The sequence below is a fragment of the Mesobacillus subterraneus genome, assembly GCF_000934845.1.
Classification (GTDB): Bacteria; Bacillota; Bacilli; order Bacillales; family Cytobacillaceae; genus Mesobacillus; species Mesobacillus stamsii.
In genome coordinates, this window is sequence record NZ_JXIQ01000095.1 from 1 (window position 1) to 21,213 (window position 21,213).

The 21,213-nt window shown below is 42.8% G+C and carries 20 protein-coding genes and 1 riboswitch; of the genes, 11 read left to right on the top strand and 9 right to left on the bottom strand.

Going from position 1 to position 21,213, the window contains the following annotated elements; all coding sequences use genetic code 11:
• Window positions 1-129 precede the first annotated feature (129 nt).
• Complete coding sequence (locus tag UB32_RS11900) at window positions 130-1,194, bottom strand: M14 family zinc carboxypeptidase (protein WP_044394082.1); 1,065 nt, start codon at window positions 1,192-1,194, stop codon at window positions 130-132.
• A gap of 462 nt (window positions 1,195-1,656) precedes the next feature.
• Here UB32_RS11900 and UB32_RS11905 point away from each other — a divergent pair, with 462 nt between their 5' ends.
• Together UB32_RS11905 and UB32_RS11910 are read left to right on the top strand one after the other, a co-directional pair.
• Complete coding sequence (locus UB32_RS11905; RefSeq protein ID WP_044394084.1) at window positions 1,657-2,754, top strand: DUF1611 domain-containing protein; 1,098 nt, start codon at window positions 1,657-1,659, stop codon at window positions 2,752-2,754.
• A complete protein-coding gene (locus tag UB32_RS11910; RefSeq protein ID WP_241768491.1) occupies window positions 2,751-3,854 on the top strand; it encodes an alanine/ornithine racemase family PLP-dependent enzyme in 1,104 nt (367 codons plus the stop codon). Before UB32_RS11905 ends, UB32_RS11910 begins: the two co-directional genes overlap by 4 nt.
• Before the next feature lie 232 nt (window positions 3,855-4,086).
• Here the strand turns inward: UB32_RS11910 and UB32_RS11915 are convergent, their stop codons facing one another.
• Window positions 4,087-4,791, bottom strand: a complete 705-nt coding sequence (locus UB32_RS11915; protein ID WP_241768493.1) for a GNAT family N-acetyltransferase — start codon at window positions 4,789-4,791, stop codon at window positions 4,087-4,089.
• Between the two features lie 75 nt (window positions 4,792-4,866).
• Between UB32_RS11915 and UB32_RS11920 the strand changes: the two genes are divergently transcribed.
• Window positions 4,867-5,115 (top strand): hypothetical protein, encoded by a 249-nt coding sequence (locus UB32_RS11920; protein WP_044394085.1) that lies wholly within the window; start codon window positions 4,867-4,869, stop codon window positions 5,113-5,115.
• A gap of 26 nt (window positions 5,116-5,141) precedes the next feature.
• On the opposite strand, the gene UB32_RS11925 is transcribed toward UB32_RS11920, so the two are convergent.
• Window positions 5,142-5,894 carry an ABC transporter permease gene (locus UB32_RS11925; RefSeq protein ID WP_044394087.1) on the bottom strand — a complete coding sequence of 251 codons (753 nt, stop codon included), beginning with the start codon at window positions 5,892-5,894 and terminating at the stop codon, window positions 5,142-5,144.
• Window positions 5,891-6,637 (bottom strand): ABC transporter ATP-binding protein, encoded by a 747-nt coding sequence (locus UB32_RS11930; protein ID WP_044394089.1) that lies wholly within the window; start codon window positions 6,635-6,637, stop codon window positions 5,891-5,893. The genes UB32_RS11925 and UB32_RS11930 overlap by 4 nt, the downstream gene beginning before the upstream one ends.
• 219 nt (window positions 6,638-6,856) lie before the next feature.
• On the opposite strand from UB32_RS11930, the gene UB32_RS11935 reads away from it, so the two are divergent.
• The gene (locus tag UB32_RS11935; protein WP_044394090.1) at window positions 6,857-7,201 is read left to right on the top strand and encodes a rhodanese-like domain-containing protein; all 345 of its coding nucleotides are present in this window, start codon (window positions 6,857-6,859) and stop codon (window positions 7,199-7,201) included.
• Between the two features lie 64 nt (window positions 7,202-7,265).
• On the opposite strand, the gene UB32_RS11940 is transcribed toward UB32_RS11935, so the two are convergent.
• A complete protein-coding gene (locus UB32_RS11940) occupies window positions 7,266-8,099 on the bottom strand; it encodes a protein phosphatase 2C domain-containing protein (protein WP_044394091.1) in 834 nt (277 codons plus the stop codon).
• Between the two features lie 167 nt (window positions 8,100-8,266).
• Here UB32_RS11940 and UB32_RS11945 point away from each other — a divergent pair, with 167 nt between their 5' ends.
• The 7 genes from UB32_RS11945 (at window position 8,267) to metE (ending at window position 17,199) form a co-directional block, all read left to right on the top strand.
• Window positions 8,267-9,388 carry an ABC transporter ATP-binding protein gene (locus UB32_RS11945; protein WP_044394092.1) on the top strand — a complete coding sequence of 374 codons (1,122 nt, stop codon included), beginning with the start codon at window positions 8,267-8,269 and terminating at the stop codon, window positions 9,386-9,388.
• Window positions 9,389-9,390: 2 nt separating this feature from the next.
• Window positions 9,391-10,332: a carbohydrate ABC transporter permease gene (locus tag UB32_RS11950; protein WP_431305970.1), complete on the top strand. Its 942-nt coding sequence runs from the start codon at window positions 9,391-9,393 to the stop codon at window positions 10,330-10,332.
• The gene (locus UB32_RS11955; protein ID WP_044394094.1) at window positions 10,332-11,144 is read left to right on the top strand and encodes a carbohydrate ABC transporter permease; all 813 of its coding nucleotides are present in this window, start codon (window positions 10,332-10,334) and stop codon (window positions 11,142-11,144) included. The genes UB32_RS11950 and UB32_RS11955 overlap by 1 nt, the downstream gene beginning before the upstream one ends.
• Window positions 11,145-11,182: 38 nt before the next feature.
• Complete coding sequence (locus UB32_RS11960; protein WP_044394096.1) at window positions 11,183-12,520, top strand: ABC transporter substrate-binding protein; 1,338 nt, start codon at window positions 11,183-11,185, stop codon at window positions 12,518-12,520.
• Between the two features lie 75 nt (window positions 12,521-12,595).
• Entirely contained in the window at window positions 12,596-13,348 is a 753-nt protein-coding gene (locus tag UB32_RS11965) for a glycerophosphodiester phosphodiesterase (RefSeq protein WP_044394098.1), read from the top strand.
• 28 nt (window positions 13,349-13,376) lie between these two features.
• Window positions 13,377-14,294 (top strand): glycerophosphodiester phosphodiesterase, encoded by a 918-nt coding sequence (locus tag UB32_RS11970; RefSeq protein ID WP_044394100.1) that lies wholly within the window; start codon window positions 13,377-13,379, stop codon window positions 14,292-14,294.
• Window positions 14,295-14,523: 229 nt separating this feature from the next.
• Window positions 14,524-14,714: riboswitch (cobalamin riboswitch) on the top strand.
• 157 nt (window positions 14,715-14,871) lie between these two features.
• A complete protein-coding gene (gene metE, locus UB32_RS11975; RefSeq protein ID WP_044394101.1) occupies window positions 14,872-17,199 on the top strand; it encodes a 5-methyltetrahydropteroyltriglutamate--homocysteine S-methyltransferase in 2,328 nt (775 codons plus the stop codon).
• 149 nt (window positions 17,200-17,348) lie between these two features.
• Here metE and UB32_RS11980 read toward each other — a convergent pair whose 3' ends face one another.
• The 4 genes from UB32_RS11980 to UB32_RS11995 all read right to left on the bottom strand — a co-directional run bounded on the left by UB32_RS11980 (window position 17,349) and on the right by UB32_RS11995 (window position 21,146).
• A complete protein-coding gene (locus UB32_RS11980) occupies window positions 17,349-18,068 on the bottom strand; it encodes a LutC/YkgG family protein (RefSeq protein ID WP_044394102.1) in 720 nt (239 codons plus the stop codon).
• A complete protein-coding gene (locus UB32_RS11985) occupies window positions 18,065-19,495 on the bottom strand; it encodes a LutB/LldF family L-lactate oxidation iron-sulfur protein (protein ID WP_044394104.1) in 1,431 nt (476 codons plus the stop codon). The genes UB32_RS11980 and UB32_RS11985 overlap by 4 nt, the downstream gene beginning before the upstream one ends.
• Window positions 19,496-19,515: 20 nt before the next feature.
• Window positions 19,516-20,232, bottom strand: a complete 717-nt coding sequence (locus tag UB32_RS11990) for a (Fe-S)-binding protein (RefSeq protein WP_044394105.1) — start codon at window positions 20,230-20,232, stop codon at window positions 19,516-19,518.
• 182 nt (window positions 20,233-20,414) lie between these two features.
• Entirely contained in the window at window positions 20,415-21,146 is a 732-nt protein-coding gene (locus UB32_RS11995; RefSeq protein ID WP_044394107.1) for a FadR/GntR family transcriptional regulator, read from the bottom strand.
• Window positions 21,147-21,213 lie beyond the last annotated feature (67 nt).

A 21,213-nucleotide genomic window follows, 5' to 3' on the forward strand; every position in this document is an offset into this window, starting at 1 on the left:
AAACTGAGAAATCTCATTTAAGACGAATGCTGGCTTCAGCCAGATTAGGGATAGTTCATGAACGACAAAAAACGGCTCACCTCCCTGCATGGAGATGAGCCTGTAATGCTTGGCATTCTTATCGGACTTTTATTCGTCCGCTTCCTCGCTTTGCCTGTTCGTCTGTTCCGGCAGCGTATCCCAGAAGCTAGTATCCATTGTTTCGATAGAGTCGTCTGCAATGGCTCTGACGGTTGCATCCAAAGTGGTAATGGTCTGCTTGATTAGATAGCCATTGCTTTTCTGGCCTAGCGCATATGGCTCATAATAATGATCGGACATGCCGCGCATTTCGAATAATAGGGTTGAAATGTCATAGCGCACAGCCGCTCCGTTTCGGCCAATGTTTTCTCCGGTACCTCCGCGATATTTGCCTATGTGGCCCCAACCAGTATCCTCAAGTGCGTTGTATACGACTGCACCAAGTTTCTTGGAGCCTTCAAGCACCTCTGGCTTTACGTTTTCGTTTGTAGGATAAAGAATCGATCCAGAGACAAGCTCGCCTTCTGTTTCACTTAAGGTGCCTTGGTGATGAAGGTCAATCATGTAATCGATGTTGTATTTGGCAAAAACATTTTCATGAAGCGCGCGTGCTTCTGGCTCCATCTCGTTCGTTTTTTTATCATGTTCGCGGTTGAGGTCAATCTTGTTCGCGTTGTAACGAGTCAGGTGACGGTCGCCATCAGCAAGATAGTCTTCAAGAGAGAAGTCGACATCGCCCATCGCTCCGTCAGCGTTTAACATGGGAATCACAAGAATGTTGACATGATCCAGTACTCCGCTTGTTTTACCAGTGCCTAAGTGTTTGATGAACTCAAGTGCACCCTCGGTGGTCAACTGCTCGTTTCCGTGCTGCTGCGTCAGAAACAAGATCGTTGGGTTTTCTGGATTCGAAATATATTTTGCCATGTGAATATCGCGGCCTTTGACTGTCTGGCCAATTACTTCAAGTTCCATTGCCTCCTGCTTGGCATCCTGAGTCTTCAGGTAATCTACCAACCCCCCATATGTATGCAAAATCGATGTTTGAAGGGATCCATGACCGGTACTTGGACCATTTCCGACTGCTTCTGCAGGCAGTGCCACCGCTGTCACCGCACCTAATGCGATCACGCTTGATAAAGATACGGATAAAACCTTCTTCTTCCATGCCATTGTCATTCCTCCTATAAAACTAGATTCACCTATACTTTACAGAATATTAGAAAAATAATCGATAGAGTAAGATGCCTATTTTATCGACAAATTAGCAACACGAAATAAGCAGTTTGAATAGGTTTATTTTTCAGGAATTTGGATTATATAGGGAAAAAGTAATGATTGAGACATAGGGACGGTTAATAAATCTTCGTTTGATGGCATATTTAGTTTCAATTCTAATATACTTGGATTGGTGGGTGGTTCTCGAAAGATAGCACGAAAACAAAACAGATTCCTTTTTGTTCCAGTAAAAATGTCCCATCTGGCTTCCACTGTGCTATAATGAATAACAAAGAAGAGAATAAATTTATAGTAATACACCTTACATCTTTCGGAATTGGCTCCAGCCTTATTTGCTCGATTGGTTAAGGTGTTTTTTCTTTGTTCGGGAAAAAATAGAACGAGAAGGGAATTAGTATGAAAAAAACAGCGATTATTTATTGTGAAGGAAATTTTGGGTCAATGGATGGAAAGACAGCAAATGGTTTGATTCGAAACTCTAAAAAATATCTGATTGTCGGTGTTATTGACAGTACGAAGGCAAATTTGGATTCAGGTGAATTTCTCGAAGGAGAAAAAAATAACATACCGATTTATGCAAGCCTTGAAAATGTGATGGAAACGGTGACTCCATTACCTGAGCAGTTTATTTATGGAATTGCACCTGCTAATGCCGTTTTAAAAGAAGAGGAAAGAAAGATCTTCTTAAAAGCAATGGAAAATGGCATGGATATCATTAATCCCCTGCAAGAATTTCTCACCGAAGATGAAGAGTTTGCTAAGCATGCTCGTCAGTACGGCGTTGCCATCCACGATATTCGAAAGCCCCTCCCTAATAAAGATTTACATATTTTCTCCGGACGAATTTTAGATATGCCAACCCCGATAATTGCGATTCTCGGGACCGATAGTGCCGTTGGCAAGCGAACAACTTGTGTCATTCTGGAGGCTGCTTTGGAGGCGAAAGGGTACCATGTTTCATTTGTGGCAACCGGCCAGACTGGGATCATTCAAGGGGCAAAATACGGTGTTGCGGTCGATGCCATGCCACTGCAATTTATGATCGGGGAACTTGAAAATGAAATCATGAAAGCTTACGAAAATGATCGTCCTGATCTGATTATCGTCGAAGGCCAGGGAGCCTTGAGTCATCCTGGGTATGTGAGTTCTTGCGGAATTTTAAGAGGCTCAAGACCGGACGCGGTCATTGTTCAACATCCTCCTAAACGTCAGCAACTAGGAGATTTTGACTTTATGAAAATGCCAACCTTAGAAAGTGAGATTGACTTAATTGAGCGATTTTCGGATACAAAAGTGATTGCCGTTACCCTTAACCATGAAAATATGACTGATTCAGAAGTTGATAAGGTGATAGATAACTATGAAGAACAACTGAACATACCGGCTACGGATGTTCTCCTACACGGCTGTGACAAACTGATAACAAGCATCCTTGAGACATTCCCAGCATTGGAGAAAAGAACAAATCAATTGGAGGAAGTGCACATCAATTGATTGATTTTATGTCGTCAAGGGTGGAAATTGATCTAGTGAAACTTGGGAACAATGTCGAAGTCCTATTGAATTTATTTGGCAAAAAAAAGATTGGAATTATGGGTGTTACGAAAAGTGTTTGTGGGATTCCTGAGATTGCTGAGGTTCTTGTAAATAAGGGACTTCGAATTCTGGCTGACTCCAAAATAGACAATCTGAAAAATATGCGTGATGCAAATATAAAGGCGGAATATATTTTATTAAAAACTCCATCGTTAAGCGAGGTGGACCTCGTGATAAAAAATGCGGATATCAGTTTTAATACGGAGATAGCTGTAATAAAATGTCTTTCTGCTGCTGCCATTAAAAATGAATGCCCACATAAAATCATTCTGATGGTGGACATGGGCGATCTGAGGGAAGGGATCCTTCCTGCAGATCTCGATCGTTTTATCGAGGAGGTACTGCCACTTCCTAAAATAACCATTGTTGGAATTGGAGCAAATTTTGCTTGTCTTGGCGGAGTGAAACCAACTGATAGTAAGATGCGTACATTATCCTTCCTGGCTGAACATATTGAGGAGAAATTTAAGATCCCCCTTACCTATATATCAGGAGGAAATTCAGCCAATTATAACTGGTTCATGGCTAATGATGACGTCGGTAACATCAATAATTTACGAATAGGGGAAGCTATTTTTCTCGGCCGTGAAACACTTGGTCGAACAGAAATCCCCGGTTTATTCACGGATGTGTTTACCTTCGTTGCTGAGGTCATCGAATCTAAGTGGAAAGCCTCTTTGCCTGATGGGGAAAGGGGTCAAAATGCGTTTGGAGATTCGCCGCAATTTCTGGATCGTGGCCAAATTAGGAGGGTCATCCTCGGGGTGGGTTGTCAAGATGTCTTAGTTTCCGGCCTAACACCAAGAATAGATATTGAAATTCTCGGCTCAAGCAGTGATCATACCATCATTGATGCTAAAAAAACAGAGTTAAAAGTCGGCGATGAAGTAGCCTTTGACATAAATTATGGAGCACTACTATCGGCTATGACATCACCATATGTTGAAAAGAAATTTTTGAGACATCGGGACGGTTGGACGGCTCCTGAGTTGAATTAAGCGGGGGTCTTTTTATTTCCTAAAGCATTATGAAGTCATCTGAGGGTAAAAGGCAAGAGTGAATTTAGCTAAAATGGAACCAATTGAAATAGATACCAAGATGGTTTTCAAAATTCAAAACCACATGTAAAAGATGATGACGTTGTAGAAAAATGGTTATTTTTGGATATCAAATTAATAGTGTTATAGTGGTTGACGTAATTGAAGAGGATAGAAATAACTTGGTTTTCATTTAAAGGAAGCCAAGTTTATGAATCATTGTCTTATTAACATTGAATTCATTTGCAAGGATTGAATAAAATTGAGTATCACGAAATTCACCTTTAATAAATTCGTTTTTACGTAATGTCCCTTCATATTTCATACCTAATTTTTTCATCACTTTTTGAGAACCAATGTTATCAGTATCGCATCTTCCTTCTATCCGATTAGCCGATAACTCAGCAAAACCATATTCAATGATTTTTTCTAAGGCTTCTGTTATAATTCCTTTCCCCCAATATTGTTCTGATAAAAAGTAACCAATTTCCATACTTTTGTGTTTATTACTCCAATCAATTATTGCAGCAACTCCAATTACTTTTTTAGTTTCTTTTAAGAGTATTCCCCATTCACCAGTTTCACCGTTAACATAACCGTTGATAACATCTTCTAAAAATTGAAGTGTTGTTTCTTTCGTCTTATTGGTTTCCCAGGTCATAGGAGCTGCAACATTTGGATTGGAACAAAATTCATGGACATCATCTAAGTCACCAAAACATAACTTTCTTAAAAATAAACGATCAGTCTCGAACTCAGGAATATTCTTTAGATGATTTTCAAAACTCATATTTTCCTCCATAGAAATTACTCTTTTATCTTTAAATTCGAATTTTTCAAGAAGAACTTCGTTAAATTCATTTACTATCACGGCTCTGGAACAATTTCGAATATGCATCGAATTTCTCCTAAATAAAATTATAACTTGTTATTATTTATTATTATAAAGAAAAAAGAAAAAGGTGACAATTTTATGAAAAAACTTCTTCTCAGTCTATTTATATTAGTAAATCTCTTGTTCATCTTAAATTTTCTGGCTGGTGCGCTATTTTCACCAACCAATATTTTATGGGCCGTTCTTTTTGTGCTAGAAGTCGTTGTTTCAGGTGTGTTTTTATCACAAAAGAGCCATCCGCTACTGTCGGTTTCGGTATTAGTTACAGGTGTTGCTTCTTTAGCTCTGTTTTTTTATCTTTATTTCCTATCCAAACTGCTAGGTTGACCCCTATTCGAAAGATGCTGTTTCGCTTACAGATGGTCGATCAATTGATGGGCTTTGGTAAACAGGAGCCGGTGGGTTAATATTCCAAGTAAGATGGCAGTAATCGCAGCGGCGGAGGTGAAGGAGTACATGATTAATATTTGATAACGGACGGCTACAATTGGGTTTGCACCTGCTACAATCATACCGGTCATCATTCCAGGGAGCTGGACGAGGCCGACTGTTTTCATGCCGTCAATGGTTGGAAGCATGGAAGCTTTCACAGTGTTTTGCATCACGCTCGAAACCGCCTGCTTAGAAGTTGCGCCAAGAGCCAGATACACATTTATTTCTTCTCGACGAGTTTCCATTTCTGATTTTAAGCGATTGAAAAAGAGACCGGAGACGACCATTCCATTTCCGATAATCATACCGCTGATCGGTATGATGTACTGAGGAGTAGTTTGGATGATTTTTAACCCGACAAGCAACCCCATCGTTAAAATTTCTGTAGATGTAATAGCAACTGCAATCCTCCAGCTTACCCCTGGAAGGCCTTTCCCTTTTTTTCTTGCGTTTAAGGTTGCGACGGTAATCATAATCGCAAGCATCAGGATAATGAGACTCCAGGATTTCAATTGGAAAATGAACTGGAGAACATATCCGACAGCAATTAATTGCACGGCAGCCCGAATGGTGCCGATCATGATGTCTTTTTCCAGCCCAATCCGTTGCCAAAAGGATAACAATATAGCAAACGCTACGAATATTAATGTAAAAAACAAAGCCGTGGTACTCATAGTGTGAGGACTTCCTCCTTGTCAAAAGCGTCGGCGATGAAATCTTTGGTTACGTTATGGAGTGGGCGTTCAAAAACCTCGATCGTTTTTCCTTGTTCGACGATTTCCCCATCTGCGAATACCCATGTGTATTGTCCGATTTTTTTGGCCTGCTTTAAATTGTGGGTTACCCACAAAATGGTTGTTCCTTGCTGTCGATGCAATTCTTGAATTAATTCTTCGATCCCCTCAGAACTGTGTGGATCAAGGGAGGCAGTGACTTCATCTAAAAGCAGCACCTCAGGCCGGTTAGCCAAAGTGCGTGCTAAAGAAACACGTTGTTTTTGGCCGCCGGAAAGGGAACGGGCTTCCTGTTCTTTTATCGATCGGGGAAGAGCCACTTGATCCAATAGATTGTCCAGTTCCTCCTCTGTTACTGTTTCACGGAAGAGTTTTGGCCCGACGAGTAAATTATCCCGTACAGTTCCAGGCAGCATCGTCGGCATTTGAAACACCATGCCGATTTTTCTGCGCAATTGCAGGACATCCATCTCTAAATAAGGTTTCGCTTTATAAAAGAGTGTGCCTGCATCCGGGTCTGTCATTCTGTTTATTAATGATAAAAACGTGCTTTTTCCGGAACCTGAGGGGCCAATGATCGTGATCAGTTCCCCTTCGATGATACTGGCAGTGATTCCGTTTAAAATTGCCTGTCCATGAAGATTGTTTTTCAATATATTTTCAACAGCTATCAGTTTTTGCATGATTTTTCACCCTAACTCGATAAATGGGATACTAGCTTGATACTGCGGTTCCTTACCTGAATAGTCCCGTTGGACCTAAATTTCCCAATATGTATGAAGTTACTCTTTCCTAGCAGGTATGTCAATTCAAGTACTTTATTTTTCGCAAGGGAAGTTTCGTACCCTCGAAATCGGTTAAAATAGTCCATAACGACAAAAAAAACGAAAGTTGGGGTTTAAATGAATCTATTCAATTTATTTCGCCACCCAAAACCATTAGAGAATCTTAGTCCACAAGACATCTCGGAAAAATGGAACGAGAGTCCAAAACCAGTTATTCTGGACGTTCGAACTCAAATGGAGTACCAATCGGGACATATAGAGGGGGCAAAATCCTTTCCTTGGGGACAAGAAAAGGAGGTAGCCAGCCAGTACTCGGCGGATACCCCGCTTATTCTTATTTGCAAAACTGGCCATCGCAGCCAGGCAGCTGCGAACACATTATTAAAACTAGGCTTTAAAAAGCTTTCCCACCTAGAGGGCGGTATGGATCGCTGGAAAAAGGAAGGCTTTCCGACAGAGTAATAATTTTAAGAAGCAAAGGGGCGTGGCGTACCTTTTGCTTCTTTTGTTTTATTTTCTCCCGCCTCTATGGTAAATCGATGATGATTCCTGTTTTATCATCGGATCGTTTGAGTCGAGGATATCGGATGCAATCGGGATCTGCCTCTTCTGTGGCGATTAACTCTTTTGTGTAGCTACTAAGGCCCTTTTTATCCATTTGATCGATCATTTGTTCCCAGTTTATTTTTTCCTCCGCAGATTCAGTTGGGGAAAATAATCCATCGCTGATTAAATAGAGTTTGCTTAAGCAAGCGCGATTGAAGATGCCTGCTTCGAGAAAATCGGCAAATGCAGGCTCACCATTTAAGACTGAATAACCTGACAATGTATTTGCCTTTGTTCGATTTGCCCGCAATGTCGGCAGCAAGTGGTCCCTCGAAGTTTTTCCTTGTTTCCGTAGGTCCATCGCTTTTTTCAGGGTCATTCCATCGAGATGAGCTACTTGGGAATGGGTCATTACCCTGATTGTATTGTCTTCGTATTTTGCGAATAGCATACAATCTCCAGCTTGTATGTACTCAATATTGGTTTCGTTTATTCGAACAATGATAAAAGCGGCACACCAAAGATCCGCTTTTTGGCTAACATCGACCCCTGCTTCTACCATGGCGCTTCGAAGTGCTTGATTCGCTTCTAAGACAATGTCTCGCAAGCTTTGCGTTTTTGAGGCTTGTTGAAAAAAGGTAGCCAAAAGCTGGGAAGCGATATAGCCCCCTGTTTCCCCTTTCGCATTTTGGTAGGGTGAAACAGAAGTTGCCCCATCTACGACTCCATAAATTTGCGCTTTTTCATTGAGGATGAAAGCATCCTCATTGATCAAAGAGCTGCCTCGTTCCGAACATACTTGAACCTTTCCCATTTATCCTGCTCCTCTCGTTTCCAATCTGAAAACTTCTCCTGTTGTGCTTTATTCTAATATTAAAAAGATAAATAAAGTGTAAATTCTACCTAAACAATTTGTAAATAGCCCATTTTTTTTAAAAAATTATGTTTTAATAATCTAGTCAATTAGAAGGGAGGCCTAGTATGAGTCAGATTGATCTGATCAATATCGCTAAATCATATGATAAACAAAAGGACGTGCTCAACGGAATTGATTTGTCCATAGAAGAGGGAGAGTTTTTTGTACTCGTTGGACCTTCCGGTTCCGGAAAAAGTACGTTGCTTAGAATGATAGCAGGACTGGAGGAAATTTCCGGCGGGGTTTTGAAAATAAATGGTCAAACGGTGAACCATCTCCCACCAAAGGACCGGAATTTATCAATGGTTTTTCAAAATTATGCCTTATATCCACATTTATCAGTAAAAGAGAATATTCTATTTGGCTTAAAAGGCCGAAAAGTAGAGAAACAAGAACAGATGCGAAGACTTCATGACGCGGTAGAAATGTTGGGGCTTCAAGATTTGCTGAAACGGAAACCGAGGGAACTTTCGGGAGGCCAACGACAGCGGGTCGCACTTGGACGTGCTGTTGTAAGTCATGCACCACTCTGTTTAATGGACGAACCTCTGTCCAATTTAGATGCAAAACTTCGCGCCAATATGCGGGTTGAAATTCGCCGGCTGCAAAAAAAGTTAGGGCTGACGATGGTTTATGTAACGCATGACCAGGTTGAAGCGATGACGATGGGAGACCGAATCATGGTCTTAAACGATGGAAAGATCCAGCAAATTGGAAAGCCTATTACGCTTTATAATGAGCCGGAAAACTTGTTCGTCGCCTCTTTTATCGGATCGCCAAAAATTAATTTAGGGAGTGCTGTTTTTTCAGAAAATGCGAAACACCTCATCATTGAAGACGAACTGCATATTCCAGTGGACCCAGCTGTTTTCCACCATATTCCGAAGGACCGGAAATTAACAGTGGGCATTCGTGCAGAACATTTGGAGCCTTGCTTAGCGAAAAAAGAAAATATGTATAAGCTGGAAGCAGTGAATGTGGAGCAGTTAGGAAATGAAACGCTGATTGCGTTTGAAGTAGGTTCAGAATTGTGGACGGCAAAATGGCCGGGGCAGTGGCAGATCGAATTCGGGCAGAAAGTACTTGTGCAAATGAAGCCGGAAAACTTGTTATTCTTTGATGCAGATTCAGGGGAATTGATCAAATCGGCAGAACTAGAAACAAGCCAAGGGGCTGTAACCGTATGAGTATGATCGCCCCCACTATCGGAACGAATGAAGAAGCATATCTCAGCCAAGTAGAACGAGTAAAACGGAAAAGCCGGCTGAAAAGTTTTTTCAAAGGCATGTTGTTCTTACTTCCTTCGATTATATTATTTAGTGTTTTCGTGTTCTATCCCATGTTTCAGACCATTTACTTAAGCTTCTTTCTGACCAATGCACAAGGGGCAACCACTGTTTTTGTTGGGTGGGAGAATTACAAAGCACTGTTTGTCGATCCGATTTTTTTAAAAAGTGTTAAAAACACCTTTTTATTTGTGTTTCTTACGGTTCCGCCAACGGTTATCATTAGTTTTGCTTTAGCTGTGATTGCCAATGAAAAATTAAAAGGGATTGGCTTTTTCCGAACGATTTTTTCTTCGACGATGGGAGTATCAGTTGCGGCCGCTTCCGTATTTTGGCTGTATTTATTCCATCCGACGATGGGACTTTTGAATAAAATCCTTGAAGCATTTGGGGCAGGGGGGATTGAGTGGCTGACGGATCCAAAGTGGGCGCTTCTCGCTGTGTCGATGACGACGATATGGATGAACATTGGCTTTACTTTTTTGATCTTGCTGGGCGGAATGCAATCGATCGATTCGTCTCTCTATGAAAGTGCAGATATTGAAGGCTCCGGCTATTTTTACAAGCTTCGTAGAATTACGATCCCGATGCTTTCGCCAACCTTCTTCTTTGTGATTACCGTCTCGATCATCCATTCGTTTCAAACGTTTGGCCAGATTGATATTTTAACAAAAGGCGGTCCAGCCAATGAGACAAATTTAATCGTCTATTCGATTTATCGGGAAGCTTTCGTGAACTATCAGTTTGGATCTGCCAGTGCGCAGGCCGTCGTGTTATTCATCCTGATTTTACTGATGACTGCCCTTCAATTTAAGTTGGGCGAAAGGAAGGTGCATTATCAGTGATGCTCTCAACAGGAAAGAAACTGATTTTTTATGTACTGTTGATCATTTCGGCCCTCCTGCTTGCAGGTCCCGCGCTCATGGCAATCGTGATGAGTTTTATGACCAACCAGGATATTTTGACCGGAAGCCTTCCGACGACGTTTACGTTTGATAATTATATAGCGGCGTTTGAGCGCTTGCCATTCCTTCACTTTCTTTTTAACAGCTTGATCGTATCGATGCTCATTACGCTTGGACAGCTTACTTTATCAGCATTGGCGGCCTATGCGTTTGTGTTTTTGGAATTTAAAGGAAGGGATTTCCTCTTCTTTCTTTTTATCGCGACGATGATGGTTCCTTTTGAAGCGTCGGTTATTCCAAACTTTCACACGATCCGAAATTTAGGCTGGATTGATTCTTATGCAGGATTGACTGTTCCGTTTTTCGCGACAACTTTTGGAACCTTCTTATTGCGGCAAAATTTCAAACAAATCCCAAAAGAATTGCGTGAAGCAAGCCTGATTGCTGGAATGGGCGATTTTCGCTTCTTTTTATCAGTCGTCTTGCCAGTTTCCAGAACAAGTTTGGTAACACTTGGAATTTATGGCTTTTTAACTTCCTGGAATATGTATTTATGGCCGCTTTTAGCATCGACGAATGAAACGGTTCGTACGATTCAAATCGGTTTGAAGCAATTGCAAACCCAGGAACAATTGAACCAATGGGGTGTGATGATGGCGGGTGCCGTCATCGTCATTATCCCGACCTTACTGCTGCTGTTCCTTGGTCAAAAGAAGTTGCAAAAAGGATTAACGGAAGGTGCAGTCAAATAACGGTTTTCCACATTCAACCATAAAAGGAGAAGAAAAAAATGAAGAAAATGATGTTGCTTGTTACAATAGGGATTCTTTTGCTGCTATCGGCCTGTTCCAGCGGGAGTAACACATCCCAAGCCAGTACTAAAGACACAACAGGTGAAAAACAAGTTGTCACCTTTTGGCATTCGATGAGTGGTGCGGGTCAGGAGACGTTAGACAGCATCGTCGATGACTTCAATAATTCTCAAGATAAAATTCAGGTAAAGGCTGAATTCCAGGGAACTTATGATGAAGCGCTGACGAAATTCAATGCGGTTGCGGGTACCGATAGCTCGCCAACGATGATGCAAACTTTTGAAATCGGAACAAAGTCAATGATTAACAGTGGAAACATTCTTCCGATTCAGCAATTTGTGGACAAAGATCAATATGACATGAGCAGCTTGGAAGAAAATATCACCAAATACTATTCGTTGGATGGAAAGTTTTATTCCATGCCATTTAACTCTTCTACGCCAGTTATGTACTATAACAAAGATGCCTTTAAAGCAGCTGGCCTGAACGCGGATCAAGCACCTGCGACGTATGAAGAAGTGGAAAAAGCAGCAAAAGCGATCACAGAGTCAAATCCAAAAATGAAAGGTTTTGCACTACAGGCTTACGGTTGGTTATGGGAACAGCTTCTTGCAAACCAAGGTGCCTTATTGTTAAACAAGGATAATGGCCGTACTGGTACGCCAACCAGCATTGGCTGGAGTGAAGAAGAAGGAAAGTCGATTTTTAACTGGGTAAAAAATATGGTGGATGATGGTACTTTCGCAAATTATGGTACAAATGGCGATAACATGGTCGCAGGTTTCTTGGCAGGGGATGTTTCCATGTTCCTTCAATCTTCAGCTAGCGCCAGAGACATCATCGATAATGCTCCATTCGAAGTTGGAATTGCTTTCCTTCCGCATCCTGAGAACAAAGAGCGCCAAGGTGTTGTTATCGGTGGTGCAAGCTTATGGATGATGGAAGGCAAACCAGAAGCAGAATCTCAGGCTGCTTGGGAATTCATGAAATACCTTCAAAAACCTGAAGTTCAAGCGAAATGGCATGTCGGAACAGGTTATTTTGCGATCAACCCTGCTGCCTATGAAGAAAAACTCGTCAAAGATGCTTGGGCAGAGAAACCGCAATTAAAAGTAACAGTAGATCAATTGCAATCAACAAAGCCATCCTATGCCACTCAAGGTGCATTAATGGACATGCTTCCTGAAGGCCGTAAAATTATTGAGTCAGCACTTGAAACGGTATATAATGGTGAAAACGTAGATAGCACCTATAAAACAACTGTACAGCAGTTTAACGATGCTATCCAACAGGCGAACAAAGCAAGGGGAAACTAACCGATCATTGGAAAAAGGAAAAGGTGTGGGCTGCCATGCTTTTTCCTTTTTATCATAAAAAGAAAAGGTGATCACATGACGAAGATTTATGGCCATCGCGGAGCAAAAGGTAGCTACCCTGAAAATACCTTGCTTAGTTTTAAAAAAGCAATCGACCAAGGTGTGGAAGGAATCGAATTAGATGTCCACTTGACACTAGATGGAGAAGTGGTCGTCATTCATGATGAAACACTAGACCGGACGACAAATGGAACAGGCTGGATTAAAGATCATACATTATCCGAAATAAAACAAGTTAGTGCGGGAAGTCGGTTTGTTCTATTACCAGACTACGAGGAAGCGTGGGATTCGGAAACGGTGCCTACTTTGCAGGAAGTACTGGAGTTAATGGCCCCCTATCCTACGGAGCTAAATATTGAGTTAAAAACGTATGCGGTGGTTTATGAGGGCATAGAAGAAAAAGTGCATTCGATCGTGAAAAAGTATGGCAACAATCGAAAAGTTGTGTATTCTTCCTTCCATTTGCCGTCGTTAATGCGAATGAAAAAAGTAGCTCCCGACGCGAATATTGCCTGGTTAGTCAATAATAAAATTTCTTTTCCAATCGATCATATGAACATGCTGGACCTTGAGGCTTTGCATGTTCATAAAAAAATGGTATTGCCCCCTCCTGAGGAGTATCAAATCGGTGCAAGGGAATTATATGATAAAATACGCGTTTGGACGGTAAACGATCCAGCGGAAATTGGCCAACTGTTAGACGTACAAGTCCAAGCGATTATTACCGATTTTCCCGAAAGAGCGATTGCGATAAGAAATAAGCGTTAACACTTAACAAACACGAAGGATGTTTATCATGAAGAACCGAATGCTAGCTGGTCTTGCTTGTCTTGTTTTTTTGATACCGATAGCGGTTCCCTGGGCGATTCATGCATTGGCGTCAAGGCAAAACAATGTTAACCAAGCCCCGATTATTGCAACTGTTTCGGTAATTGCCCATCGCGGTGCGTCCGCGTATGGGCCGGAACATACATTGCCAGCCTATAAACAGGCCATTCAAATGAAAGCAGATTATGTAGAGATCGACTTGCAAATGACAAAGGACGGCCAATTAATCGCGATGCACGATGAAACACTCGCTAGAACTACGAACGTTAAACAAATATATCCACATCGCGCTCCATGGCGAGTAAAAGATTTTACTTTAAAAGAAATCCAGCGTTTAGATGCTGGCGCTTGGTTCAATCAGGCAAACCCGAAGCTAGCTCAAAAAGACTACCTAGGTCAGCCAGTACCAACATTAGACGAAGCGATTAAATTTGTAAAGCAGCAGGCTGACGGGAAAGTAAGCCTTTATATAGAAACAAAAGCTCCAAATATCTATCCTGGAATGGAAGAAAAATTGATCAACATTTTAAAAAGCAACGAAATCCTCGACGATCCCAACCTCATTATCGAATCATTCAGTGAGGACAGCCTGCGTAAGCTAAAATCAATCGTACCACAAGTCAAGCTTATTCAACTCTACACAGCAAAAATGCTAAAAGGCAAAGATCCATCCCAAGAATTCAAGCGAATCTCCGATTATGCCTATGGAATCGGACCAAGCAAAGAGCTGGTAACACCCCAATTCATCCAAAATGCCCATCAGAACAAGCTCGTCGTTCACCCATGGACCATCAATACCCAAAAAGAAATGACAACCCTCCTCTCCCAAGGAGTCGACGGCCAATTCACAAACACTCCAGATAAGTTAGTTGGATTAATTAAGTGAAGTTCGGACAGGTTTAGCAGGAAAAGAGGAAAAGTAGTCCGAACTGGGGCGAAGTTCGGACAGGTTTCGGAGGAAAAGAGGAAATGCCAGCAATTTGAATTTTTCACCATCTATATATTAGAACAAAGAGTAATCTTTTGACACCAGCCTCTTCTCATGCTAGTATTTTTATTAAATTTAAAAAATTTTTAATATTTGTTTACAGTTTTCTGTTTTTTTATCGAGAACTGTATCTCTGTTTGCTTCAGGTGCTGAGCAGCTTTGCTGTTTAGTTAAAAGGGAAGACCGGTGACAAGCCGGCGCGGTCCCGCCACTGTATTGGGGAGCGACTTATCGTTAAGCCACTGTTTCGCTAGAAATGGGAAGGGATAAGGAGCGGTGAACCAGAGCCAGGAGACCTGCCTGTTGTACGCACTTTACTCTACGGGTGTATAGAGCAAGTGAAATACGCAGAGTTGAGAGGAATTCTCTCTCAGCTTTAATTAACGATGCGCATTGATCTCTCTTTTCCCCAAAAAAGAGGGATTTTTTTCGTTGTTTCACCTATTTTTTAAAACAAAACGAGGAGTGTTTCACATTGAAAAACGTAATTAGTACAAATTTAGGTTACCCGCGGATCGGGGAGCATCGTGAATGGAAAAAGGCGCTTGAACACTTTTGGTCGGGCAAGATGGAAAAAGAAACTTTTTTGCTGCAAATGCAAGAGTTTCGTTTGGATCATCTTAAAAAGCAGTTGGATCAAGGGATTGATCTAATTCCTGTTGGCGACTTTAGCATGTATGATCATGTGCTCGATACCGCAATGATGTTTGGCCTTGTACCAGAACGGTTTGAATACAAAGGAGGCAAAGTGCCACTCGAAACCTATTTTGACATTGCCCGAGGAAATCGTTCTGCAGTTGCATCAGAAATGACCAAATGGTTTAACACCAATTACCATTATATCGTCCCTGAGTTAAATCAACGAAATCCAGCATTTGTGGAAAATCGTCCGCTTCATTTTTATCAAGAAGCAAAACAAAAACTCGGGATCAATGGGAAACCCGTTATTCTCGGTCCGGTGACGTTCGTAAAACTGGCCAAAGGGTACGATCAACAAGAATTAAAGGATATGGTGGAGCTTTTTACCCCTCTGTATGCCCAGATGCTAGGTGAATTAGAAGCGGCTGGAGTGGAGTGGGTTCAAATCGATGAACCGATATTGTGCACTACCCTATCTGCCGAAGAAATTCATTTGTTGAAAGAAACATACGAGACACTAACCAAAGCGGCTCCAAAAATAAAAATGATTTTACAGACGTATTTTGACCATCTTGATTATTTTGAAGAAATTACAAGTCTTCCTGTGCACGGAATTGGCTTAGATTTTGTCCATGATGATGGGCAAAACTTGAAAGCATTAAATACGTTCGGCTTCCCTCAGGACAAAATGCTTGCGGCAGGTGTGATTGATGGGAGAAATGTGTGGCGAGCAAATATAGAAGAACGAATCACCCTTATTGAAAAAATTGCTGCAGCAGCAAAGTGTGAACAGTTGATGATTCAGCCAGCTTCAAGCCTCTTGCATGTACCAATAACTGTGAATAATGAAACTGAATTAACGCCCACTCTCAAAAATGCCCTTTCGTTTGCAGATGAAAAACTGCAGGAAGTTGCTCTTCTTTCAAAAGGAGTAAAAGAGGGAAAAGCAGCAATTGAGAAAGATATCAAAGCCAGTAAAGCTGCAATTGAGACGTTGAATGGTTCTCCTGAACGAAACAATACAAAAGTCCAGCTTGCTACTGCTAATCTAGAAGCAATGAATGCCGAGCGCCAAGCTCCTTTTGAAAGCCGCAGCAAACTGCAGGAGTCCGCTTTTCAGTTGCCCATTTTGCCGACAACCACCATTGGCAGCTTCCCGCAGACACAGGAAATCAGAAAGCAACGGTTAAAATGGCGTAAAAAAGAGCTGACCACGGAACAATATGAAGATTTTATCAAAGCTGAAATCAAAAAGTGGATTGAAATTCAAGAAAAGTTAGGACTGGATGTTTTTGTCCATGGAGAATTTGAACGTACCGATATGGTCGAATATTTTGGCGAGAAATTAGGCGGCTTTCAATTTACGAAATTTGGCTGGGTGCAGTCATATGGTTCCAGATGTGTCAAACCACCGCTCATTTTTGGAGATGTAGCATTTTTGGCTCCGATGACGCTGAAAGAGTCCGTTTATGCCCAATCGTTAACTTCGAAGCCTGTAAAAGGCATGTTGACAGGTCCGATCACCATCCTGAACTGGTCCTTTGTACGCGATGATCTTTCCCGGTTTACCGTTGCTAACCAGATCGCGCTTGCATTAAGAGAAGAAATTAACATTCTCGAAAAGAATGGAATCCAGATGATTCAAGTAGACGAACCGGCGCTTCGCGAGGGCTTGCCATTAAAAAAAGAAAAATGGGACAACTACTTAAATGCAGCTGTTCACGCCTTTAAGCTGGCAGTCTCCACAGTAAAAAATGAAACCCAGATCCACACTCATATGTGCTATTCCGATTTTGAGGAAATAATGGATGCCATCAACGCTTTAGATGCTGATGTAATTTCAATCGAAACGTCGCGAAGCCATGGAGAGCTTATCCAATCGTTCGAAGATACCACCTATGAAAAGGGAATTGGGCTCGGTGTTTATGATATTCATAGTAAACGAGTACCAACTATTGAGGAAATGTCCACCAACATTTCACGCGCCCTGAAAGTCCTCGATCCAAAACGATTCTGGATCAATCCAGACTGCGGGCTGAAAACAAGAGGAACCGAAGAAACCATCGAAGCACTTAAAATCATGATCGAAGCAGCAAAGGAAACGAGAGAGACAGTTGGGTATCCCGTCAAAGAAACAAATGCTTTTGTGAATGCAAAAGAGTAATCAATTTACGAGGGTGATCCAACCACTCCATCTATGTTAACCTGTGAAAAAATGAGGAGAGCAGATGTATCCTGAATAATAAAAAGGAATACGTGGCATGGATGTCTTATAAGCAAAAAAACCAACCGGGCAAACCGCCCGGTTGGTTTTTAAAGATCGTCTATAACGATATAGGTTGCTTTGACTGGGCCGTGGACGCCGACGACGAGGTTGAGTTCGATATCGGCTGAGTTGCTTGGGCCGGTGATGAAGTTGACGCATGAGGCGACTTGTTTGCCTGAGTGATGCAGTTCTCGCAGTTTGCGGGCTGCCTGGGTGATTCTCGGTACGATGGTGCTCTTTGGGACTAGCGCAATATAGGTTGCTGGCAGGAAGCTGACTGTCCGCCCTTTGTCTTTATCAGAAAAGAGGACGACAGTGCCGGATTCGGCAAGGGTCATTTCGCTGATGGTGATCCCGACATTTGCTTTTTCCGCTTGGCGGATGTTTTCTGCTCCTTTTGTGTGATCCCACTCGTATACTTCCAGCTTTTGTGAAGGCCATTCCTTTTTCATGAGTGGTTCGAGTCCCCATTTGGAAAAACGTTCGTCTTTCCAAGTGACGATAGGACCGCCTCCGTAGTTTGCCACCACTTCATGAAGCGTTTCTGGAAGTTTTTTTGCATCAGTGATAACAAGGCTTGTATGGATTTTGAGGCATTGGGTTTTCAGGATGTCAACCAGTTCATCTGGAGTTGCGTCTTGTAAAACCTGGTCCTGGGGGCGGTGCTTCCACTCAGGATCGGTGACGCCGCTCGATAAACGGCTTCTTCCAAGGGAACTGGCAATTTGGCTTAAAAATGTTTCCCTGTTATGGATGGTGCCTGTCATGATTCTTTGCCTCCTTTTTCCCGGTTTTTGAACCAGTCTCTGAATCTTTCTTTATTAGGCGCAGGGAATTCTCTGATTTCGGTCCATGCTTTCAGTGGGCCTGGCCCCTTCGAAATTCTGTCACCGACTGTAAAAGGGTTCATGGCTGCAGGAGCTATCTTTGTACCGAGTTTATACAGCATTGGCGATGCAGCACCGAGTCCGTATGCTTTCATGACAAGTTTTTCGGAGATTGGGGCTTTGCCCTCCTGTTCGACAATGACTTGGCGATGCTTATGCAAAAGCTGATGCAGCGGGATTTTTACCGGGCATACGTCGGTACATGCTCCGCAAAGAGTGGAGGCGTACGGCAGCTCCTTGTACTCATCATATCCGCCAAGCAGCGGCGACAAGACCGCACCGATCGGTCCTGAGTAGATGGATCCGTAAGAATGCCCTCCGACGTGGCGGTATACAGGACAGACATTGATGCATGCAGCACAGCGAATGCACTGCAGGACAGATTGAAATTCGCCGCCTAAAATTTTGGAGCGGCCATTATCGACGATGACGAGATGAAATTCCTCCGGCCCGTCGACATCATGCTCTTCACGAGGACCAGTCAGGACAGTGATATAGCTTGTTAGTTTTTGGCCGACGGCACTTCTTGTCAGCAGGCTCACGAGCACCTCCATCTCTTCGAAGGTCGGCACAAGGCGCTCCATCCCCATTACTGTGATTTGCGTTTTCGGCAGGGAAGTGACCAAATCGGCGTTCCCTTCATTCGTGACCAGACTGAAGGAGCCAGTTTCTGCAACCGCGAAATTGCAGCCTGTGATGCCGATGTCGGCGGTCAAGTATTCCTGGCGCAGCATTTCGCGTGCGTGCCATGCAAGTTCTTCCGGCTTCTCGGTCTTTTGATAACCAAGCTTTTTGGTAAAAACGTCCCTGATCTGCTCCTTGTTTTTATGCAAAGCAGGAACAACAATATGCGAAGGCGGATCATGGTCATCCACCTGGAGGATGTATTCGCCTAGATCGGTTTCGACAACCGAGCAGCCCGCCTCTTCCAGCGTCTTATTAAGGCTGATTTCCTCCGTCACCATGGACTTTGCCTTCACGACTTTTTTCGCATTTTTTTTGGTGACAACGCCTTTAATATAGTCATTTGCCTGTTCAGCCGTTTGCGCAAAGAAAACATGCCCTCCGCGTTTCGCGACATTTTCACTGAGCTGCTCCAGGTAATAATCGAGGTTTGCAAGAACATGCTGCCTGATTTCCTCCCCATGACTACGCCACTCTTCCCAGTTTCCTAGTTCTTCAGTAGCCGTCTGCCTGCGCACCCCCATGCTGTTTTGGGCACCGGCAACGGCACCGCGCATGAAGGAATCGTTAATGCCATGTTCCACACGTTCTTTGAAATGATCCGTCCCAATTTTCATTGCCATGAGAAATCCCCTCCTTGTAATTAACGGCTGTTCAATACTTCCGCGATATGCAGCACTTTGATCGGTTTTCCCAGTCTCTCGATTCTGCCGCCGATATTCATCAGACAGGCAGCATCGGCTCCGATTAAATACTCTGCACCTGTTTCTTCCACATGCTGGACTTTTTCATCGACCATCTGCTCTGAAATTTGCGCCATTTTTACCGCAAAGGTACCACCGAAACCGCAGCACTGTTCCTTGCCAGGAAGCTCAGTGAATTCCAGCCCTTTTACATTGCTTAATAGAATCATAGGCGCTTTTTTTACCCCAAGAAGCCTGGTCATATGGCAGGAGGTATGGTAGGTAACCTTCCCTTCAAAACGAGCGCCGACATCCTCTATTTTTAAAACATCTACAATGAACTGAGTAAGCTCATAGGATTTCTCGGCAAGCTTTTTCGCTTTCGGCTCCCAAACAGGATCACCCTGAAAAACATGAGGATATTCGTGGAACATCGTGATGCATGAGCCTGAAGGCGACACTACATATTCCGCATTTAGGAAAGTATCAATCATCGATTTCATCGCCACTTTGGCTTCCTTCACGTAACCGCTGTTGAAAGCCGGTTGTCCGCAGCAAACCTGCGATTCTGGAAAATCAACCTCGCATCCGAGCCGTTCGAGCAGCTCCACTGTCGCTTTTCCCGCACTGCTTTGGAACAGATCAACTAAACAAGTTGCAAAAAGAGTTACCTTCATTGTTCAACCTCTTTCCTAGACGAGTGATAGACGCATTGATCAGCAGGTCATCTGATGACCTAAAATCTACGTCCCCTTATTAAATTTAATACTACTATAAATCTATATTTTTATGAAAGGGGTTTCAGTAATTTTTTTCAAAAAATAAAAAAATGCCTCACCAGAACGGTGGGGCACTAATGTTAAAGGGAATTTGGTTTCGATTGCCTGATGTATTTATAAAGTATGTCCTCGACATTTTCAATATGGGCGAGCATTAAATGTCTGGCAGCTTCTGGGTCCTGTGCTTTTATGGCCTCGTAGATTGCGTAGTGCTCATCATGTAAACGGTCCGTAGTTGTTTGTTTGGAATAAAGCCACAGCCGGCGGGTTTCCTTCATCGTTTCGCCCATCAAGCCGGAAACATGATTCATCAGGCTGATCAATAAGGGATTTTGCGAGCTTTCCGCAATTGCGAGGTGGAACTCCAAATCCGCTTTTTCGCCAAGCTCTTCATCTCCGTTTGCCATTCTCATTTCTTCCAGCGCCTCTTCCATCGCTTGCAGCTGGATGTCGGTTCGCTTTTTTGCAGCGGAAAAGACGGTTCCTGCTTCAAGAATTTTGCGAACTTCCAACAAATGAGCGGTGTCCTCTGGATTCATCAGAATCGCAGTCGATAAAGGGAAGCTGATTTGCTCCGATTCAAAGGCCTTAACATAGGTGCCTTCGCCCTGCCTGATTTCAATCAGCCCCATCGCCCTCAAGGCTGTAAGTGCTTCCCTAATGGCAGAACGGCCGACCTGGAAGTTTGCTGCCAGCTGCTGTACGGAATCCAGTTTGTCGCCTGGCTGCAATTGACCTAAGCGAATCATGTTATGGATCGTTTCAGCCACTTCTTCGTATATTTTTTTCGGTTTAATTTTTTTATATTGCAAAATAAAGCCCCCATGTCTGTTCTCTTACCACTCATTATACAATTTTTCGCGGAGAGGGGAAGGTTGT

Excerpts from the sequence above, each read along its gene's own strand:
- UB32_RS11900 (WP_044394082.1), bottom strand. The coding sequence starts at position 1,194 with ATGGCATGGAAGAAGAAGGTTTTATCCGTATCTTTATCAAGCGTGATC.
- UB32_RS11905 (WP_044394084.1), top strand. The coding sequence starts at position 1,657 with ATGAAAAAAACAGCGATTATTTATTGTGAAGGAAATTTTGGGTCAATG.
- UB32_RS11915 (WP_241768493.1), bottom strand. The coding sequence starts at position 4,791 with ATGCATATTCGAAATTGTTCCAGAGCCGTGATAGTAAATGAATTTAAC.
- UB32_RS11920 (WP_044394085.1), top strand. The coding sequence starts at position 4,867 with ATGAAAAAACTTCTTCTCAGTCTATTTATATTAGTAAATCTCTTGTTC.
- UB32_RS11925 (WP_044394087.1), bottom strand. The coding sequence starts at position 5,894 with ATGAGTACCACGGCTTTGTTTTTTACATTAATATTCGTAGCGTTTGCT.
- UB32_RS11930 (WP_044394089.1), bottom strand. The coding sequence starts at position 6,637 with ATGCAAAAACTGATAGCTGTTGAAAATATATTGAAAAACAATCTTCAT.
- UB32_RS11935 (WP_044394090.1), top strand. The coding sequence starts at position 6,857 with ATGAATCTATTCAATTTATTTCGCCACCCAAAACCATTAGAGAATCTT.
- UB32_RS11940 (WP_044394091.1), bottom strand. The coding sequence starts at position 8,099 with ATGGGAAAGGTTCAAGTATGTTCGGAACGAGGCAGCTCTTTGATCAAT.
- UB32_RS11945 (WP_044394092.1), top strand. The coding sequence starts at position 8,267 with ATGAGTCAGATTGATCTGATCAATATCGCTAAATCATATGATAAACAA.
- UB32_RS11950 (WP_431305970.1), top strand. The coding sequence starts at position 9,391 with ATGATCGCCCCCACTATCGGAACGAATGAAGAAGCATATCTCAGCCAA.
- UB32_RS11955 (WP_044394094.1), top strand. The coding sequence starts at position 10,332 with ATGCTCTCAACAGGAAAGAAACTGATTTTTTATGTACTGTTGATCATT.
- UB32_RS11960 (WP_044394096.1), top strand. The coding sequence starts at position 11,183 with ATGAAGAAAATGATGTTGCTTGTTACAATAGGGATTCTTTTGCTGCTA.
- UB32_RS11965 (WP_044394098.1), top strand. The coding sequence starts at position 12,596 with ATGACGAAGATTTATGGCCATCGCGGAGCAAAAGGTAGCTACCCTGAA.
- UB32_RS11970 (WP_044394100.1), top strand. The coding sequence starts at position 13,377 with ATGAAGAACCGAATGCTAGCTGGTCTTGCTTGTCTTGTTTTTTTGATA.
- UB32_RS11980 (WP_044394102.1), bottom strand. The coding sequence starts at position 18,068 with ATGACAGGCACCATCCATAACAGGGAAACATTTTTAAGCCAAATTGCC.
- UB32_RS11985 (WP_044394104.1), bottom strand. The coding sequence starts at position 19,495 with ATGGCAATGAAAATTGGGACGGATCATTTCAAAGAACGTGTGGAACAT.
- UB32_RS11990 (WP_044394105.1), bottom strand. The coding sequence starts at position 20,232 with ATGAAGGTAACTCTTTTTGCAACTTGTTTAGTTGATCTGTTCCAAAGC.